Source organism: Streptococcus sp. sy018 (assembly GCF_007859185.1).
GTDB lineage: Bacteria > Bacillota > Bacilli > Lactobacillales > Streptococcaceae > Streptococcus.
Genome location: NZ_VOHN01000002.1, coordinates 1 through 15830 on the forward strand (window position 1 = coordinate 1; position 15830 = coordinate 15830).

13 protein-coding genes, 1 rRNA gene and 1 pseudogene are annotated in these 15830 nt (G+C 39.9%); 5 read left to right on the forward strand and 10 right to left on the reverse strand.

Going from position 1 to position 15830, the window contains the following annotated elements:
* The 4 genes from FRX52_RS02310 to rpsF form a co-directional block, all read right to left on the reverse strand.
* Positions 1-79, reverse strand: a 16S ribosomal RNA gene (locus FRX52_RS02310); the annotation flags it as partial.
* Positions 80-374: 295 nt separating this feature from the next.
* The gene (gene rpsR / locus FRX52_RS02315; RefSeq protein ID WP_000068664.1) at positions 375-614 is read right to left on the reverse strand and encodes a 30S ribosomal protein S18; all 240 of its coding nucleotides are present in this window, start codon (positions 612-614) and stop codon (positions 375-377) included.
* Positions 615-643: 29 nt separating this feature from the next.
* Positions 644-1138: a single-stranded DNA-binding protein gene (locus FRX52_RS02320; RefSeq protein ID WP_146461157.1), complete on the reverse strand. Its 495-nt coding sequence runs from the start codon at positions 1136-1138 to the stop codon at positions 644-646.
* An 11-nt stretch (positions 1139-1149) separates the two neighbouring features.
* A complete protein-coding gene (gene rpsF / locus FRX52_RS02325) occupies positions 1150-1440 on the reverse strand; it encodes a 30S ribosomal protein S6 (RefSeq protein WP_146461155.1) in 291 nt (96 codons plus the stop codon).
* A gap of 179 nt (positions 1441-1619) precedes the next feature.
* On the opposite strand from rpsF, the gene mutY reads away from it, so the two are divergent.
* Complete coding sequence (gene mutY, locus FRX52_RS02330; RefSeq protein WP_146538375.1) at positions 1620-2777, forward strand: A/G-specific adenine glycosylase; 1158 nt, start codon at positions 1620-1622, stop codon at positions 2775-2777.
* Between the two features lie 33 nt (positions 2778-2810).
* Here mutY and FRX52_RS02335 read toward each other — a convergent pair whose 3' ends face one another.
* Positions 2811-3332 (reverse strand): CvpA family protein, encoded by a 522-nt coding sequence (locus FRX52_RS02335; RefSeq protein ID WP_146461151.1) that lies wholly within the window; start codon positions 3330-3332, stop codon positions 2811-2813.
* The gene (locus tag FRX52_RS02340) at positions 3329-3622 is read right to left on the reverse strand and encodes a hypothetical protein (protein WP_146461149.1); all 294 of its coding nucleotides are present in this window, start codon (positions 3620-3622) and stop codon (positions 3329-3331) included. The genes FRX52_RS02335 and FRX52_RS02340 overlap by 4 nt, the downstream gene beginning before the upstream one ends.
* Positions 3623-3730: 108 nt before the next feature.
* Here FRX52_RS02340 and rnhC point away from each other — a divergent pair, with 108 nt between their 5' ends.
* The 3 genes and pseudogenes from rnhC to FRX52_RS02355 all read left to right on the forward strand — a co-directional run.
* Positions 3731-4630, forward strand: a complete 900-nt coding sequence (gene rnhC / locus FRX52_RS02345; protein WP_146538376.1) for a ribonuclease HIII — start codon at positions 3731-3733, stop codon at positions 4628-4630.
* A 9-nt stretch (positions 4631-4639) separates the two neighbouring features.
* The gene (lepB, locus tag FRX52_RS02350; RefSeq protein ID WP_146538377.1) at positions 4640-5230 is read left to right on the forward strand and encodes a signal peptidase I; all 591 of its coding nucleotides are present in this window, start codon (positions 4640-4642) and stop codon (positions 5228-5230) included.
* 64 nt (positions 5231-5294) lie between these two features.
* Positions 5295-7494 (forward strand): annotated as a pseudogene (locus FRX52_RS02355) (ATP-dependent RecD-like DNA helicase); the annotation flags it as partial.
* A gap of 248 nt (positions 7495-7742) precedes the next feature.
* Here FRX52_RS02355 and dinB read toward each other — a convergent pair.
* Positions 7743-8843, reverse strand: coding sequence for a DNA polymerase IV (gene dinB / locus FRX52_RS02360; RefSeq protein ID WP_146538379.1), 1101 nt, complete (start codon positions 8841-8843; stop codon positions 7743-7745).
* Between the two features lie 164 nt (positions 8844-9007).
* Between dinB and pflB the strand changes: the two genes are divergently transcribed.
* On the forward strand, positions 9008-11320 hold the full coding sequence (gene pflB, locus FRX52_RS02365) for a formate C-acetyltransferase (RefSeq protein ID WP_146538380.1): 2313 nt from the start codon (positions 9008-9010) through the stop codon (positions 11318-11320).
* A 36-nt stretch (positions 11321-11356) separates the two neighbouring features.
* Here the strand turns inward: pflB and FRX52_RS02370 are convergent, their stop codons facing one another.
* The 3 genes from FRX52_RS02370 to uvrA are packed head-to-tail and all read right to left on the reverse strand — an operon-like array spanning position 11357 to position 15718.
* Positions 11357-11809 carry a cytidine/deoxycytidylate deaminase family protein gene (locus tag FRX52_RS02370; protein ID WP_146461136.1) on the reverse strand — a complete coding sequence of 151 codons (453 nt, stop codon included), beginning with the start codon at positions 11807-11809 and terminating at the stop codon, positions 11357-11359.
* Between the two features lie 10 nt (positions 11810-11819).
* On the reverse strand, positions 11820-12881 hold the full coding sequence (locus FRX52_RS02375; protein ID WP_146538381.1) for a Xaa-Pro peptidase family protein: 1062 nt from the start codon (positions 12879-12881) through the stop codon (positions 11820-11822).
* A gap of 14 nt (positions 12882-12895) precedes the next feature.
* A complete protein-coding gene (gene uvrA / locus FRX52_RS02380; RefSeq protein WP_146538382.1) occupies positions 12896-15718 on the reverse strand; it encodes an excinuclease ABC subunit UvrA in 2823 nt (940 codons plus the stop codon).
* Positions 15719-15830: the final 112 nt, after the last annotated feature.

Genomic DNA, 15830 nt, shown 5'->3' on the forward strand with positions numbered 1-15830 from the left:
CTAAACCTCAGCGTTCTACTTGCATGTATTAGGCACGCCGCCAGCGTTCGTCCTGAGCCAGGATCAAACTCTCATTTAAATTTGATGCTCAGTTTTCACTGACTTATTGTTTTATTAACAGGTTATTTCTCATAACCCGCACTTGGTTCGTCTTATTCAGTTCTCAAAGGTCTTAACGTCACCTCTCAGGCGACAACTATTACATTCTATCAAACTATAAACCAACTGTCAATAACTTTTACAAAAAAAATTAAAAAAAATTGAAATGCTTTATTTTACCGCTCTGTTTAATCACTCTTAGTGACGTTTTTTGAAAGTCTTTTTTGACTTAATCCAAAGTAAATTAAAATCCGTCCTAAGAGGACGGACAATTTTTAATCTTCGTTAACGAACGGCATAAGAGCCATAACACGAGCACGTTTAATTGCTGTTGTTACTTTACGTTGATTTTTCGCTGATGTTCCAGTCACACGACGTGGTAAAATTTTACCACGTTCTGATACGAAACGACTAAGCAATTCTGTATCTTTGTAATCAACATATTCAATTTTGTTAGCTGCGATATAGTCAACTTTTTTACGGCGTTTGAATCCGCCACGACGTTGTTGAGCCATTATATTTCTCCTTTATATAGTCTTTCCCATTAAAATGGTAAATCGTCATCTGAGATATCCATAGGATTACTTGCTCCAAAGGGACTCTCATCTCGACCAAAGTTTGGTGTTTGCGATTGAAACCCACCTGATTCATTCCCAAAATTAGTTGGGGCTGAACCATAAGGCGAATCATAGCTAGTAGCTGAACCAGCATCTCGTGTAGCACGACTTTCTAAAATTTGAAAGTTGTCTGCCACTACTTCAGTTACATAAACACGCTGACCTTGAGCATTATCATAGTTGCGTGTTTGAATGCGACCAGTAATCCCCAAAAGTGTGCCTTTTTTAGCCCAGTTAGCTAAGTTTTCAGCCTGTTGACGCCAGATGACAACATTGATAAAGTCAGCCTCTCGCTCACCTGCCTGATTCTTAAAGTTACGATTAACTGCTAAGCTAAACGTGGCCACTGCTTGGTTATTTGGTGTGTAACGAAGTTCAGCATCACGGGTCATACGCCCGACTAGTACTACATTATTTATCATAAACTACCTTCTTAAGCGTCAAGTTTTACAATCATGTGACGAAGAATGTCATTGTTGATTTTTGATAAACGGTCAAACTCGTTAAGAGCTGCATCGTTAGTCGCTTCAACAGTTACGATATGGTAAAGTCCTTCACGGAAATCTTTGATTTCGTAAGCAAGACGACGTTTTTCCCAAGCTTTTGATTCAAGGATAGTTGCACCGTTGTCAGTCAAAATTGTGTCAAAACGTGTTACCAAGGCGTTTTTCGCTTCTTCTTCAATGTTTGGACGAATGATATAAAGAATTTCGTATTTAGCCATTGATGTATTTCCTCCTTTTGGTCTAATGACTCATGACTTTTGCCACGAGTAAGTGAGGTATTCTCACAAGGTATTATTATATTACTTTTCGATTAAAATAGCAAGAAAAAACTATCATAATTTTATTTTTCTATCCTAGCTTATGCTATAATGAAGAAAATTATAGATTGGGGAAAAGGATGAATCTAGCAGATTATGGCATTGACATGTGGGATACTGATAAAATCGTATCGTTTAGAAAGACCTTACTGGCTTGGTATGACAAAGAAAAACGTGATTTACCTTGGCGACGTAGTAAGAACCCTTATCACATTTGGATTTCTGAGATTATGCTTCAGCAAACTCAAGTTATCACGGTTATTCCCTACTATCAACGCTTTTTAAAATGGTTTCCCACAATTAGTGATTTAGCCCATGCTGAGGAAGAACTCTTGTTAAAGGCTTGGGAAGGTCTGGGCTACTACTCTCGTGTGCGTAATATGCAAGCTGCCGCTCAACAGATTATGACCGAGTTCTCTGGTCAATTTCCTACAACTTATGACGATATTAGAGGATTAAAGGGAATCGGCCCCTATACAGCTGGTGCCATTGCTAGTATTGCTTTTGATTTGCCAGAGCCAGCTGTTGATGGCAATGTGATGCGAGTAATCGCTCGGCTTTTTGAAGTTGATTACGATATTGGAGACCCCAAAAATCGTAAAATCTTTCAACATATCATGAAAATTCTCATCGACCCTAAGCGCCCTGGGGATTTTAATCAGGCTTTAATGGATTTGGGTACCGACATAGAGTCTGCCAAAAATCCACGACCTGAAGAAAGCCCAATCCGTTTTTTCAGTGCGGCTTATCTACACGGGACGATGGATAAGTATCCTATTAAAAAACCTAAGAAAAAGCCTCGCCCACTCCAATTAGATGCTTTTATTATTAGTAATGACGTAGGACAATTACTGCTTGAAAAAAATACTGAACAAACCTTGCTCGCTGGCTTCTGGTCTTTTCCTTTATTGGAAAGTCAATTCAAACATCAATTAGACCTGTTTGACCAAAATAAAGAGGACGTGTTGGAAAATTACGACCCCAAAGCTACTTTCAGCCAAAACTATCAACTACATCCAGACTGGTCATCTGAAACATTTCCTGCTGTTTCTCATACCTTTAGTCATCAAAAATGGCATATTGAACTACATAGCGGACAGGTTGAAACCGAGTCAGTAAATCAATCAGCAACTTTGACTTGGGTGGCTCTTGAGCAGCTTGAACAATATCCTATGGCAACCGCTCAAAAAAAGATGCTAGCAAGCTATCTAAAAATTTGTAATCAAAAAAAGGCCTAGGAACATTCTAGCCTTTTTTAATAACCACAACTATTAACTCCACCAAGTGCTAAAAAGCGGAACAAGATTAACCAGAACTCTTACAAATCCACTACTATATAATCTTTCTTGTAAACTGGTCAAAGGTACAGTTGCTAAAATCGTCAGAACCATACTAATGCCTAATAAAGTCACTAAGACAGATAAACCACCTGCCAAGATATTTCTAAAAGCACTAGTTAAACTATCTACCTTAAATAAATGAACAAACAGCCCTAAAATACGTCCTGTTAAATAGACGGATAAATAAAGTAAAAAGAAAGCAACCCCTGCATAAAAAACATCATCTAGAGAAAAAATATCTCGATTAGTGAAAAATCTGACTTGAGCATCTTGACTAGGATTAGAATAGGGTACCCACAAAGTGAGGGCTTGAGCCACTTGGCGATAAAAAAGATTGGCGACAAACAAGCCTAATAAACTGGTTAAACTATAGTAGGCTTGTAAAAATATGCCACGCGCATAACCAATGTAAAAAGCCCAAACCAAGATTAGAGCAATGATTAAACTGATCACTTTTTGCTATCTCCTTTATCTTCAAGACGGCTTTGTGCCACACTTGTCCATTTTTCCCATTCTTTACGTTCTTTGTCAAACTCTTGTTCTCGACTTAACTGTAAAGCCAAACTATTAACTGCCAATAAAATAGCAATGGTTTCATCATCGGCTTGCGGTAAACGCTCCTTTAAAGCTTCATATTTCTCGCGAGCCAAACGTTCGACTTCTTCCATGAACAAATTGTCATGATCCATCGTTAAGGTCAAGGCTTTTTTGCCAAAAGTAAATTTATAGCGATTCTTACTCATCGTTTTCTCCTCATTTGTTTCCATTATACCTTAAAAGTAGCTATTCGTAAAATAGAAGAAAACTTTTATTTAATGAAAACTCCTCTTGATTATGATAGAATAAAAGACATGAATACAGTTGTTATGACCCTAGGAGATGGCGCAACAAATCAGTTGACGACCCGTTTATACGAATACCAAATTCCAAATAAACAAGCATACGTCCAATTCACTGCAAAATATCAAGGCGTGACTGTTCAACTTTATCATTCAGGAAAGATTGTCTTTCAAGGAAAAGAGGCACTCTCTGTGGCAAAAGCATTTGGTTACCAAGACCATACGCCCAAGCCAGCTAGTCAAACCCGTCAGGTTACTAGTATGATTGGCACTGATGAGGTTGGAAATGGCTCTTACTTTGGTGGCTTGGCTGTTGTGGCTAGTTTTGTCACTGCCCAAGATGAAGAATTTCTAAAAAAATTAGGAGTAGCTGATTCTAAGCAATTAAACGATGCTAAGATTAAAGCACTCGCCCCTATTTTAAAAGAAAAAATTCGTCACAAAGCCTTACTTTTAACACCAAAAAAATACAATGAATTGATTGGTCAAGGAAAATCTTATAATGCTGTTTCTGTTAAGGTTGCCCTACACAATCAAGCTATTTTTCTTCTTTTGCAACAAGGTATCCAACCTGATAAAATTGTTATTGATGCATTCACAACAATGGCAAATTATCAAAAATATCTGAAACAGGAAAAAAATCCCATTCAGCGCGAGTTTCATCTCGAAACCAAGGCAGAGGATAATTATTTGGCAGTTGCAGTCAGTTCAATTATTGCCCGTCAACTTTTTTTGGAAAATTTAGAGCAATTAGGACAAGAAGTCGGACATCAACTCCCAAGTGGCGCTGGAACTCAATCAGATCAGGTTGCTAGCCAGATCCTAGCTCAACAAGGACAAGCAACCCTTGCAAAAGTTGCTAAATTACATTTTGCGAATACGAATAAAGCATTAAATCTACTAAAAAAATAAGGTCTTATCATGAAAACAGTTAAATCTTTTATCAAAGAATGGGGAAGTTTTATCCTCATTCTCACTCTCTTCTTTTTATCTTGGATGTTTATCTGGTTCAATGTCCGCGTTGAAGGGCATTCGATGGATCCCACTCTTAAAGACGGACAACGTTTGTTTGTTCTAAAGGTCACTCCAATCGATCGCTTTGATATTGTGGTCGCTCAAGATGGCGATAAAAAAGTGGTTAAACGCGTTATCGGTATGCCAGGTGATACCATTACTTACAGTAATGATAAGCTATCTGTCAATGGTCAAGAAGTTCAAGAAGATTACCTGAATGAGTATGTCACAGCGTTTCAAAAGGACAAGTTACAAGCAACCTACTCTTACAATAGCATGTTCCAACAACTAGCCAACCAAGCCAGTGCTTTTACGGTTGATGCGAATGGATCAGCTGAGTTTTCAGTAACTGTCCCTCAAGGACAATATTATCTCTTAGGTGATGACCGACTGGTGTCCAAAGATAGTCGTGCTGTGGGTACCTTTAGTGAAGAACAACTCATTGGAGAAGTGGCCTTTCGTTTTTGGCCTGTAAGTAATCTTGGAACGGTTAAATAAATGATACTGCTGAGTGGTTGAAAATGAGATTCTACCACTCTTTTTGATAAATAAGGAAATAGATATGGATTATTATTTTTCAGGTAGGGTTGAGCGAATTATTTTTGAAAATGCCAATAATTTCTTTAAGATTCTTTTATTGACAATTGACGACAGTGATAGTGATTTTCCTGATAGCGACATCATCGTCACAGGTACTATGGCTGATATTATCGAGGAACAAAACTACACTTTTTGGGGGCAGTTAACAACCCATCCCAAGTATGGTGAACAATTACAAGTTAGTCGGTATGAAAAAACCAAGCCGTCTTCATCTGGTCTTATTAACTACTTTTCTAGCCAACAGTTCAAAGGAATCGGTAAAAAAACAGCTACTAAGATTGTTGAGCTGTACGGTGATAATCCCATTGATAAAATTTTAGAGAATCCAGATGCCCTTAAAACGATTTCTGGATTATCAGAAACTAATCGTAAGGCCTTTGTCGCCAAACTTAAATCAAATTATGGTACCGAGCAAATTCTTACGCAACTCGCCAATTATGGTTTAGGTAATCAACTAGCAGTTGCCATTTTTGAACAATATAAAGAAACAACCCTGCAAATCATTTCGGAAAATCCTTATCAGCTAGTCGAAGAGATCAAGGGAATTGGCTTTAAGCTAGCCGACCAACTAGCCAAAGAAATTGGTATTGCTGATGATGCACCAGAACGCTTTCGAGCAGCTCTTATTCACTGTCTTATCCAACTTTGCTTAGATAAAGGTGACACCTATGTTGAAGCAAAAGAACTACTCGAAACAAGCCTGACATTGCTCCAAGAAGCTAGGCAAACCGAGTTAGACCCTAGCTTGGTTGCAGAACAACTCAGTCAACTGATTGCTGAAGACAAGGTGCAACATGTTGACACTAAAATTTTTGACAATAGTCTTTTCTATGCTGAAGTTGGTATCCACAAGCATCTCAATCGCTTGTTAGAAGAGGACTTGCCTGAAAAACTGACAACAGAAAAATTTGAAGAAGAAATCCAAACAACAGAAAAAGAACTGGGGATTTCCTATGATCAGCAACAAAAAGAGGCCATTTATCAAGCCCTTAGTCAGAAAGTATTCATTTTAACTGGTGGGCCTGGGACTGGAAAAACGACAATTATCAATGGCATTATTAACATCTATGCCCGTCTTAATGGTCTCGAGTTGAAAAAACAAGACCTACCAATTATCCTAGCAGCCCCAACTGGACGAGCGGCTAGACGCATGAATGAATTGACTGGCTTACCTAGTGCCACCGTCCATCGTCATTTGGGATTGACGTCTGAAGATAGCGACTACCAAAGCATTGATGATTATTTAGATGGTGATTTGATTATTATTGATGAATTTTCAATGGTGGATACCTGGTTAGCCAATCAACTGCTGTCTGCTATTTCATCTAACACCCAAATAATCATCGTGGGGGATAGCGACCAACTGCCCTCAGTAGGGCCTGGACAAGTCTTAGCCGACCTTCTTCAGATTACACAAATTCCAAAAATTCGTCTGACTCGCATTTTCCGTCAATCTGACCAATCAACCATTGTGACCCTTGCTAGCCAAATCAGAGACGGTTACCTGCCTAGTGATTTTAGTGAGAAAAAGCCAGACCGTTCTTATTTCGAGGCTAACCCTCAGCATATCCCCCAAATGATTGAACGTATTGTGCAAGCAGCTATTAAAACTGGCATTGCCCCCCAAGACATTCAAATCCTAGCTCCCATGTATCGTGGACTTGCTGGTATCAATACCCTAAATAAGCTACTGCAAAATCTTCTCAATCCTTTAGATGATGAACCTGAATTCACCTTCAACGACACCAGTTTTCGTCGTCATGATAAAATTCTCCATCTTGTGAATGACACCGAAATCAATGTCTTTAATGGCGATATTGGTTATATTAGGGATTTAGTTCCTGCCAAATATACTGACAGCAAGCAAGATGAGATTATTTTAGAGTTTGACGGTATTGAAACCTCTTATCCAAGAAAAGATTGGCACAAGATTACCCTAGCCTATGCCATGAGTATCCACAAGTCACAAGGTAGTGAATTTCCTGTTATTATCCTACCACTGACGCAGCAAAGTGGACGCATGCTCCAGCGTAATCTCCTCTATACTGCCATTACCAGAGCTAAAAGCAAACTCGTTATGCTTGGACAAATTTCCGCCTTTGACTATGCCGTTAGCAACGAAGGCACACAACGTTTAACCTATCTCAAAGAACGTTTTGAAAGTCCAGATGTCCCCAAACAAAGAGAAACTTTTCCACAAGATGTGGATAAGGCTGTGAAAATCCCCTCGAATCCTGTGGATAAACAAGAAAACTATCGTCTAACTGAGGACAACTGGCAAAATATCGACCCCATGATTGGCTTAGAACAGGCTGACATTGATCTTTTTTTCAAAAATTCTTAGCAAACAAAAGAGGACCCGAAACCAAGTCCTCTTTTTATTGCATTAAATTTGCTAACTAGAGCTAGTTTAATTCTCCAAATCCAGTAGAATATCTTGACCTTGATCTGATAAGCCAGTGGCTGTTACCCCAAGCAGACGGATACCTGAATTGTTTTCTTCTATTTCTGTAAAAATCTGCCAAGCATGTTGCTGAATACTCTCAACATCTTGCCTTGCTTGCTCCAAACTATGCCGTCTAGTCAAGGTCGAAAAATCTGCATAGCGAATCTTTAACACAATTGTTTTAGCCAATTTTCCATTTTTAATTAACAAATTGGCCACACGCCGTGCATTCTTATTGATTTCTGCCTGAATATCTTCTTCATTGTAAAGCAGCTTGGCATAGGTTCTTTCACTACCGATTGACTTGCGTACCCGATTAGGCTTGACGGGTGAATGGCTAATCCCCCTAGCCTTACGATAAAGATCGTAGCCAAAACGACCAAATTGGTCAATCAAGGTCATCTCAGGCAAGTCTAGTAAGTCTTTTCCTGTAAAAACCCCTAAATCATGCAGGCGTTGAACAGATTTCTTGCCCACCCCGTGAAATTTCTCAATGGGTAAGTCAGCTAAAAATGCCTGTGCCTCTTCTGGTAAAATCAAGGTCAAACCCTTAGGTTTTTCAAAATCACTAGCCAATTTGGCCAAAAATTTATTATAAGAAACACCTGCCGAGCAGGTTAACTGCAATTCTCGCCAAATATCATGCTGAATTAACTTAGCAATCTTAATGGCAGACTTGATACCAAATTTATTTTCTGTCACATCTAGATAAGCTTCATCAATACTCATTGGCTCAACCAAGTCTGTATAACGCTTAAAAATTTCCCTTGCTTGCAGACCAACTTGTCGATATTTTTCATAATGACCAGAAATAAAGATGGCTTGTGGACAACGTTCATAGGCTTCCTTGGAACTCATTGCCGAGTGAATACCAAAGGTTCTAGCCACATAATTACAGGTTGATACGACTCCTCGACCACCTGTCAGACGAGGATCTGCACCAATTACAACGGGTTTTCCCACCAAATGCGGCTGATCTCTTTCTTCAATGGCTGCAAAAAAAGCATCCATATCAATATGAATAATCTTTCTTGATGTGTCTTGTTTCAAAGGGAAAATTAACATCGCTTCTCCTTTTTCATTCCAATCCAACATCATTATAATACAGTTTATAAAAAGTTGACAACTGTTTTATAAAAGAATTTTTCAAAAAAAGCACTCTACTTATTGCAAACGCTTACTTTTGCGATATAATAAGGATAGACCAAAAGATATTAAGGAGGACGTCTATGGTAACTGTTAAAACTAGCACTGATATTTTTGAAAAAGCTTGGGAAGGCTTTAAAGGAACTGACTGGAAAGAAAAAGCTAGTGTTTCACGCTTTGTCAATGCCAACTACACCCCTTATGATGGTGATGAAAGTTTTTTGGCTGGTCCAACTGAACGCTCACTTCGTATCAAGAAAATCGTTGAAGAAACCAAGGCAGGTTACGAAGAAACTCGTTTCCCTATGGATACTGACCGTGTAGCCTCTATTGCGGATATTCCAGCAGGCTATATTGATAAGGAAAATGAACTCATTTTTGGCTTACAAAACTCTGAACTTTTCCGTTTGAGCTTTATGCCAAAAGGTGGTATTCGTATGGCAGAAACGACCTTGGTTGAAAATGGCTATGAGCCTGACCCTGTCCTACATGACATTTATACCAAACACACTACCACAGTAAATGATGGTATTTTCCGTGCTTATACGTCAAATATTCGTCGGGCTCGCCACGCCCATACGGTAACTGGTCTGCCAGACGCTTATTCACGCGGTCGTATCATTGGTGTCTATGCTCGATTGGCATTGTACGGTGCTGATTATCTCATGCAAGAAAAAGTTAATGACTGGAATGCCTTAACGGAGATTGACGAAGAAACTATCCGTCTGCGTGAAGAGATTAACTTGCAATATCAAGCCCTTGCCGAAGTCATCAAGTTTGGTGAACTTTATGGTCTTGATGTTCGTCGCCCAGCCTTTGATACCAAAGAAGCTATCCAGTGGACCAATATCGCCTTTATGGCTGCTGCTCGTGTTATCAATGGCGCTGCCACTTCACTTGGTCGTGTACCAATTGTTTTAGATATTTACGCTGAGCGTGATTTGGCTCGTGGTACTTATACCGAGTCTGAAATCCAAGAATTTGTTGATGATTTTGTCATGAAACTTCGTACGGTTAAATTCGCTCGTACTAAAGCCTATGACCAACTTTACTCTGGTGACCCAACCTTCATCACAACCTCTATGGCTGGTATGGGGAATGACGGTCGTCACCGTGTGACAAAAATGGACTACCGTTTCCTTAACACGCTTGATAATATCGGCAATTCACCAGAGCCTAACTTGACAGTTCTTTGGTCTAGTGAACTCCCATACGCTTTCCGTCGTTATTGTATGCACATGAGCCACAAGCATTCTTCTATCCAATATGAAGGTGTGTCAACCATGGCTCAAGAAGGCTATGGCGAGATGAGCTGTATCTCTTGCTGTGTGTCACCGCTTGACCCAGAAAATGAAGATAAACGCCACAACATCCAGTATTTTGGTGCGCGTGTTAATGTCATGAAGACCCTTCTCACTGGATTAAACGGTGGTTATGATGATGTCCACAAGGATTACAAGGTCTTTAACGTTGTTGAACCAATCACTTCAGAAGTTCTAGATTTTGATGAAGTGAAAGAAAACTTTGAAAAATCATTGGATTGGTTGACTGATACCTATGTTGACGCCCTAAACATCATCCACTACATGACAGACAAGTACAACTACGAAGCTGTTCAAATGGCTTTTTTACCAACTCATCAACGTGCTAATATGGGATTTGGTATCTGTGGTTTCGCTAATACCGTTGATACCCTATCAGCGATTAAGTATGCGACCGTTAAACCAATCCGTGATGAAGATGGCTACATCTACGATTATGAAACAATTGGTGATTTCCCTCGCTATGGTGAAGATGATGACCGAGTAGATGACTTGGCTAAATGGCTCATGGAAGCCTTCTATACTCGTTTGGCTCGTCACAAACTTTATAAAAACGCTGAAGCGACTGTGTCACTTTTGACCATCACATCAAACGTTGCTTATTCTAAACAAACAGGTAACTCTCCAGTTCATCGTGGTGTCTTTCTAAATGAGGATGGCACTGTGAACACTAGCCAAGTTGAATTCTTCCCACCTGGAGCTAACCCAACTAGCAAATCTCGTGGTGGTTGGTTACAAAACCTTAATTCCCTTTCAAAACTTGAATTCTCTCATGCTAATGATGGTATCTCTCTAACAACCCAAGTATCGCCACGCGCCCTTGGAAAAACAAGAGATGAACAGGTTAATAACCTCGTCACTATCCTAGATGGCTACTTTGAAAATGGTGGTCAACATGTCAACCTCAATGTTATGGACCTTAACGATGTCTATGAACAAATCATGAGCGGACAAGATGTTATCGTTCGTATCTCTGGTTACTGTGTCAATACCAAGTATCTCACTAAGGAACAAAAAACTGAGTTGACACAACGTGTCTTCCACGAAGTGCTATCTATGGATTCTGCCTTATAATCAAAAAGTCCTAGAATTTTCTAGGACTTTTTTCATTTAATCAATTCCCAAACTCAGCTTAGGCACCTCATGCTTGATATAGGGGATTTGCTTATCCTCTAACAGTTTAATAGCAAAGGGATGAGGGCGATACTCTGTTTTATAGGTAATCTTGCCAATACCTGCCTGTAAAAGAGCCTTGGTACAGTTGACACAAGGAAAATGTGTGACATAAAGTTCTGTTTCTGCCGTTGAAATCCCTTCTTTGGCACATTGGATAAGAGCATTCATCTCAGCATGCACCGTTCGGATACAGTGGCCACTATCCATCTGATGACCAATATCATCACAATTTGCTGTTTTTGACACACCACCATTGTAACCTGTTGCAATAATACGCTTGTCCTTGACCAAGACTGCTCCAACATAGGCACGATTACAGGTCGAACGCTTAGAAATCAACTCTGCATTTGCCATAAAATAATCCTGCCAAGATAGACGTTCAGCCATCACTCAACTCCTATAAGACAATCAATTCTTTTGGTGCACTGGTTAGCACTTCACAACCTGTTTCGGTAATGAGCAGGTCATCTTCAATACGAACACCATATTTGTTATCCAAGTAAATACCTGGCTCATCTGTTACCACCATACCTGCTTGAAGGGTGTCTTTTGTTTTAGTGAAAAATGGTAATTCGTGAATATCCAAGCCCATACCATGCCCAATCGAGTGTGTAAAGTTATCGCCATAACCAGCCTTATCAATCACACGACGAGCCACACCATCAAAATCAAGATAAGTCATGCCAGCCTTGGCTTTTTCAATCAAAGTCTTATTACTACGAAGAACAATATCATAAATCTCACGCTCTTCATCAGTCACATGACCGATGTGAATGGTTCTTGTCATGTCGCTGACATAGTGCTGATAGTAGCAACCAAAGTCCAGAGTCAAACTTTCACCAGATTTAATCACCTTATTACTGGCAACACCATGCGGCATGGCTGAGCGATAGCCACTCGCCACAATAAATTCAAAGGAAGCACCTGCTGCACCCAGAGCTCGCATACGTTGATCTAGGAAATGATTAACTTCCATCTCGGTTGTGACATTTGGTTTAATAAAGTCCAACACATCTAGAAAGGCTTGGTCTGAAATTTGACAGGCACGGCGAATGGTCGCAATCTCACTGGCATCCTTGATGATTCGTAACTCTTCAACAAAATTGGTTAATGGTTTAAGCTCGTAAGCCTCAAATACCGTTTGTAAGGCTTGATAAAACTGATACGACACCTGACTATCAAAACCAATACTTGTCAAGCCATCATCTTTGATAATCTTAGCAATCTCTGCCAAGGCTTGACGTGTTTCTACAATATCAAAGCCCTTGATTGATTCTTTTGCCATCAAGGTATAACGTGAATCCGTTAGGAAAAGACGGCGATTTTCACTAATAAAAACCATACCTTCTGTCCCCCAAAAACCTGTAAGGTAATAAACATTGTTTTGACCTGTGACTAATACAGCGTCAACATCAGTCTGAGCTAATTTACTTTCAAATCTTGCTAAACGTTCTTGCATAGGTTATCTCCTTTTTATAATTTTGTTTTCAAATAGTGTCCAGTATAGCTTCCGGCAACTTGGGCGACTTCTTCTGGTGTACCAGTGGCAATAATCAAACCACCGCCAACGCCACCTTCTGGACCTAAGTCAATCAGATGATCGGCAGTCTTGATGACATCTAGATTATGCTCGATCACTAGGACGGTATTGCCATCATCAACAAAACGCTCTAAAACTTTCAATAAACGAGCAATATCATCAGTATGTAGGCCTGTGGTTGGTTCGTCAAGAATGTAGAAACTCTTACCTGTGGAACGTTTGTGAAGTTCACTGGCTAATTTCATACGTTGGGCTTCACCACCTGAGAGAGTGGTTGCTGATTGCCCCAGAGTGACATAACCCAAGCCCACATCTTGAATGGTCTGTAATTTGCGAGCAATTTTAGGAATGGCTGCAAAGAAATCAAGGGCATCATTGACCGTCATCTCAAGGATTTGAGCGATATTTTTGTCCTTATAGTGAACTTCTAAGGTTTCGCTATTATAGCGAGTACCATGACAAACTTCACAAGGCACATAAACATCTGGTAAAAAGTGCATTTCAATCTTGATGATCCCATCACCTGAACAAGCTTCACAACGGCCACCCTTAACATTGAAACTAAAGCGTCCTTTTTTGTAACCACGAATCTTAGCTTCATTGGTTTGGGCAAAAAGGTCACGAATATCATCAAAAACCCCCGTATAAGTTGCAGGATTAGAACGCGGCGTCCGTCCAATTGGACTCTGATCAATATCAATCAAACGATCGATATGTTCAATTCCAGTTACCCCTTTATGCTTACCTGGTTTTTCAGAATTACGGTTAAGGGCTTGGGCTAGAGATTTTTTCAAAACACTATTAACCAGGGTTGATTTCCCTGAGCCAGATACACCTGTTACGGCAATAAATTTACCTAGAGGGAATTTGACATTGACATCTTGAAGATTGTTTTCACTAGCTCCCTTAACTTCAATAAAACGACCATTACCCACTCGTCGTTCTGTTGGAACAGGAATCACTTTCTTACCAGAGAGGTATTGACCTGTGATAGACGCCTTATTTTTAGCAACTTGCTTAGGAGTTCCTGACGCAACAATTTGACCACCAAATTGACCTGCCCCAGGACCAACGTCAATCAACCAGTCGGCTTCTCTCATGGTATCTTCATCATGCTCAACTACAATCAAGGTATTGCCTAAATCCCTCATTTTTTTCAAACTAGCAATCAAACGGTCATTATCTCGCTGATGCAGACCAATTGACGGCTCGTCTAGGACATAGAGGACACCACTTAGGTTAGAGCCAATCTGAGTCGCTAAACGAATGCGTTGACTTTCACCACCAGAAAGAGTTCCAGCCATGCGTGACAGGGTTAGGTAGTTTAAACCAACATTATTAAGGAAGGTCAAACGATCGGTGATTTCTTTAAGAATCGGTCTGGCAATAGCTGCTTGATTCTCATTTAGTTCCAACTGATTTGCCCAAAGCAAATGATCTGAAATGGACAGCTCTGCTAATTGTCCGATATGAAGCCCTGTTTCCCCACCTAAATGAACAGATAAGGCTTGATCATTCAGGCGGTAACCTCGACAGGTCAAACAAGGCAACTCGTTCATATAAGCTCGCATGACATTACGCGTATAATCACTATTGGTTTCACGATAGCGACGGTTAATATTGGTCACCACACCTTCAAAAACAATATCAATATCACGTATGCCACCAAATTCATTTTCATAATGAAAATGAAACTCACGCTCACCTGAACCGTAAAAAATTAAGTCTTGATCTTCCTTGGCCAATTTCTCGAAAGGTGTGTCCATGCTAATGCCAAATTGCTCCATGGCTTGTTCCAACATCAAAGGATAATAATTAGACGAAATGGGATTCCACGGAGCTAGAGCTCCCTCACGCAATGTTTTTGTACCATCAGGAACAACCAAGTCTAAATCAACTTCTAGTTTATTACCCAATCCATCACAGGTGGCACAAGAGCCAAAAGGAGCATTAAAAGAAAACAGACGAGGTTCTAATTCTGGCACAGTAAAGTGGCAAACTGGGCAAGAGTAATGCTCAGAAAAGAGTAATTCCTTGCCGTCCATAGTGTCGATAATGACATAACCATCACCCAAGCGTAAGGCTGCTTCAACCGAATCAAATAAGCGGCTACGGATACCCTCTTTATTGATTAAACGATCAATGACCACTTCAATATTATGCAGTTTACTCTTAGACAATTCTGGGACGTCTGCCAAATCATAAATCTCACCATCCACTCGCACACGAACATAACCATCTTTTTGAACACGTTCTAGTATGCCTTTATGCTGTCCTTTTTTACGTCGGACAATCGGGGCTAAAATTTGCATTCTCGTTCGTTCAGGCAACTCCAATACCTGATTAACAATCTGCTCAACTGAAGATGCTGTAATCGCCCCATGACCATTTGGACAATAAGGAATCCCAACACGAGCGTAAAGCAAGCGAAGATAGTCACTGATTTCTGTCACTGTTCCTACGGTTGAACGTGGGTTCTTACTAGTTGTCTTTTGGTCAATCGAAATGGCTGGACTCAAGCCTTCAATAGAGTCAACATCCGGTTTTTCCATATTCCCCAAGAATTGACGAGCGTAAGCTGACAAGCTCTCAACATAACGGCGTTGCCCTTCTGCATAAATGGTATCGAAAGCCAGACTAGATTTACCAGAACCCGATAAACCTGTCACGACCACTAACTGATCACGAGGAATTTCAATATCAATATTTTTCAAATTATGGGCGCGTGCCCCACGAATAACTAATTTATCTTGCATTTTTCTCAACTTCTTTATTTGTGATTAGGCTGCTTTCATTATAACACAAAGCTCATCTTCTGTACCTTGATAAAGTCACAAGCTCTCTTGATTTGCTAAGATTCAACTTTTT

Bases quoted from the DNA above. Each gene is read 5' to 3' on its own strand.
- dinB (WP_146538379.1), bottom strand. From the start codon at position 8,843: ATGTTAATTTTCCCTTTGAAACAAGACACATCAAGAAAGATTATTCAT.
- FRX52_RS02370 (WP_146461136.1), bottom strand. From the start codon at position 11,809: ATGGCTGAACGTCTATCTTGGCAGGATTATTTTATGGCAAATGCAGAG.
- FRX52_RS02375 (WP_146538381.1), bottom strand. From the start codon at position 12,881: ATGCAAGAACGTTTAGCAAGATTTGAAAGTAAATTAGCTCAGACTGAT.
- uvrA (WP_146538382.1), bottom strand. From the start codon at position 15,718: ATGCAAGATAAATTAGTTATTCGTGGGGCACGCGCCCATAATTTGAAA.
- lepB (WP_146538377.1), top strand. From the start codon at position 4,640: ATGAAAACAGTTAAATCTTTTATCAAAGAATGGGGAAGTTTTATCCTC.
- rpsF (WP_146461155.1), bottom strand. From the start codon at position 1,440: ATGGCTAAATACGAAATTCTTTATATCATTCGTCCAAACATTGAAGAA.
- rpsR (WP_000068664.1), bottom strand. From the start codon at position 614: ATGGCTCAACAACGTCGTGGCGGATTCAAACGCCGTAAAAAAGTTGAC.
- rnhC (WP_146538376.1), top strand. From the start codon at position 3,731: ATGAATACAGTTGTTATGACCCTAGGAGATGGCGCAACAAATCAGTTG.
- pflB (WP_146538380.1), top strand. From the start codon at position 9,008: ATGGTAACTGTTAAAACTAGCACTGATATTTTTGAAAAAGCTTGGGAA.
- FRX52_RS02320 (WP_146461157.1), bottom strand. From the start codon at position 1,138: ATGATAAATAATGTAGTACTAGTCGGGCGTATGACCCGTGATGCTGAA.
- FRX52_RS02340 (WP_146461149.1), bottom strand. From the start codon at position 3,622: ATGAGTAAGAATCGCTATAAATTTACTTTTGGCAAAAAAGCCTTGACC.
- mutY (WP_146538375.1), top strand. From the start codon at position 1,620: ATGAATCTAGCAGATTATGGCATTGACATGTGGGATACTGATAAAATC.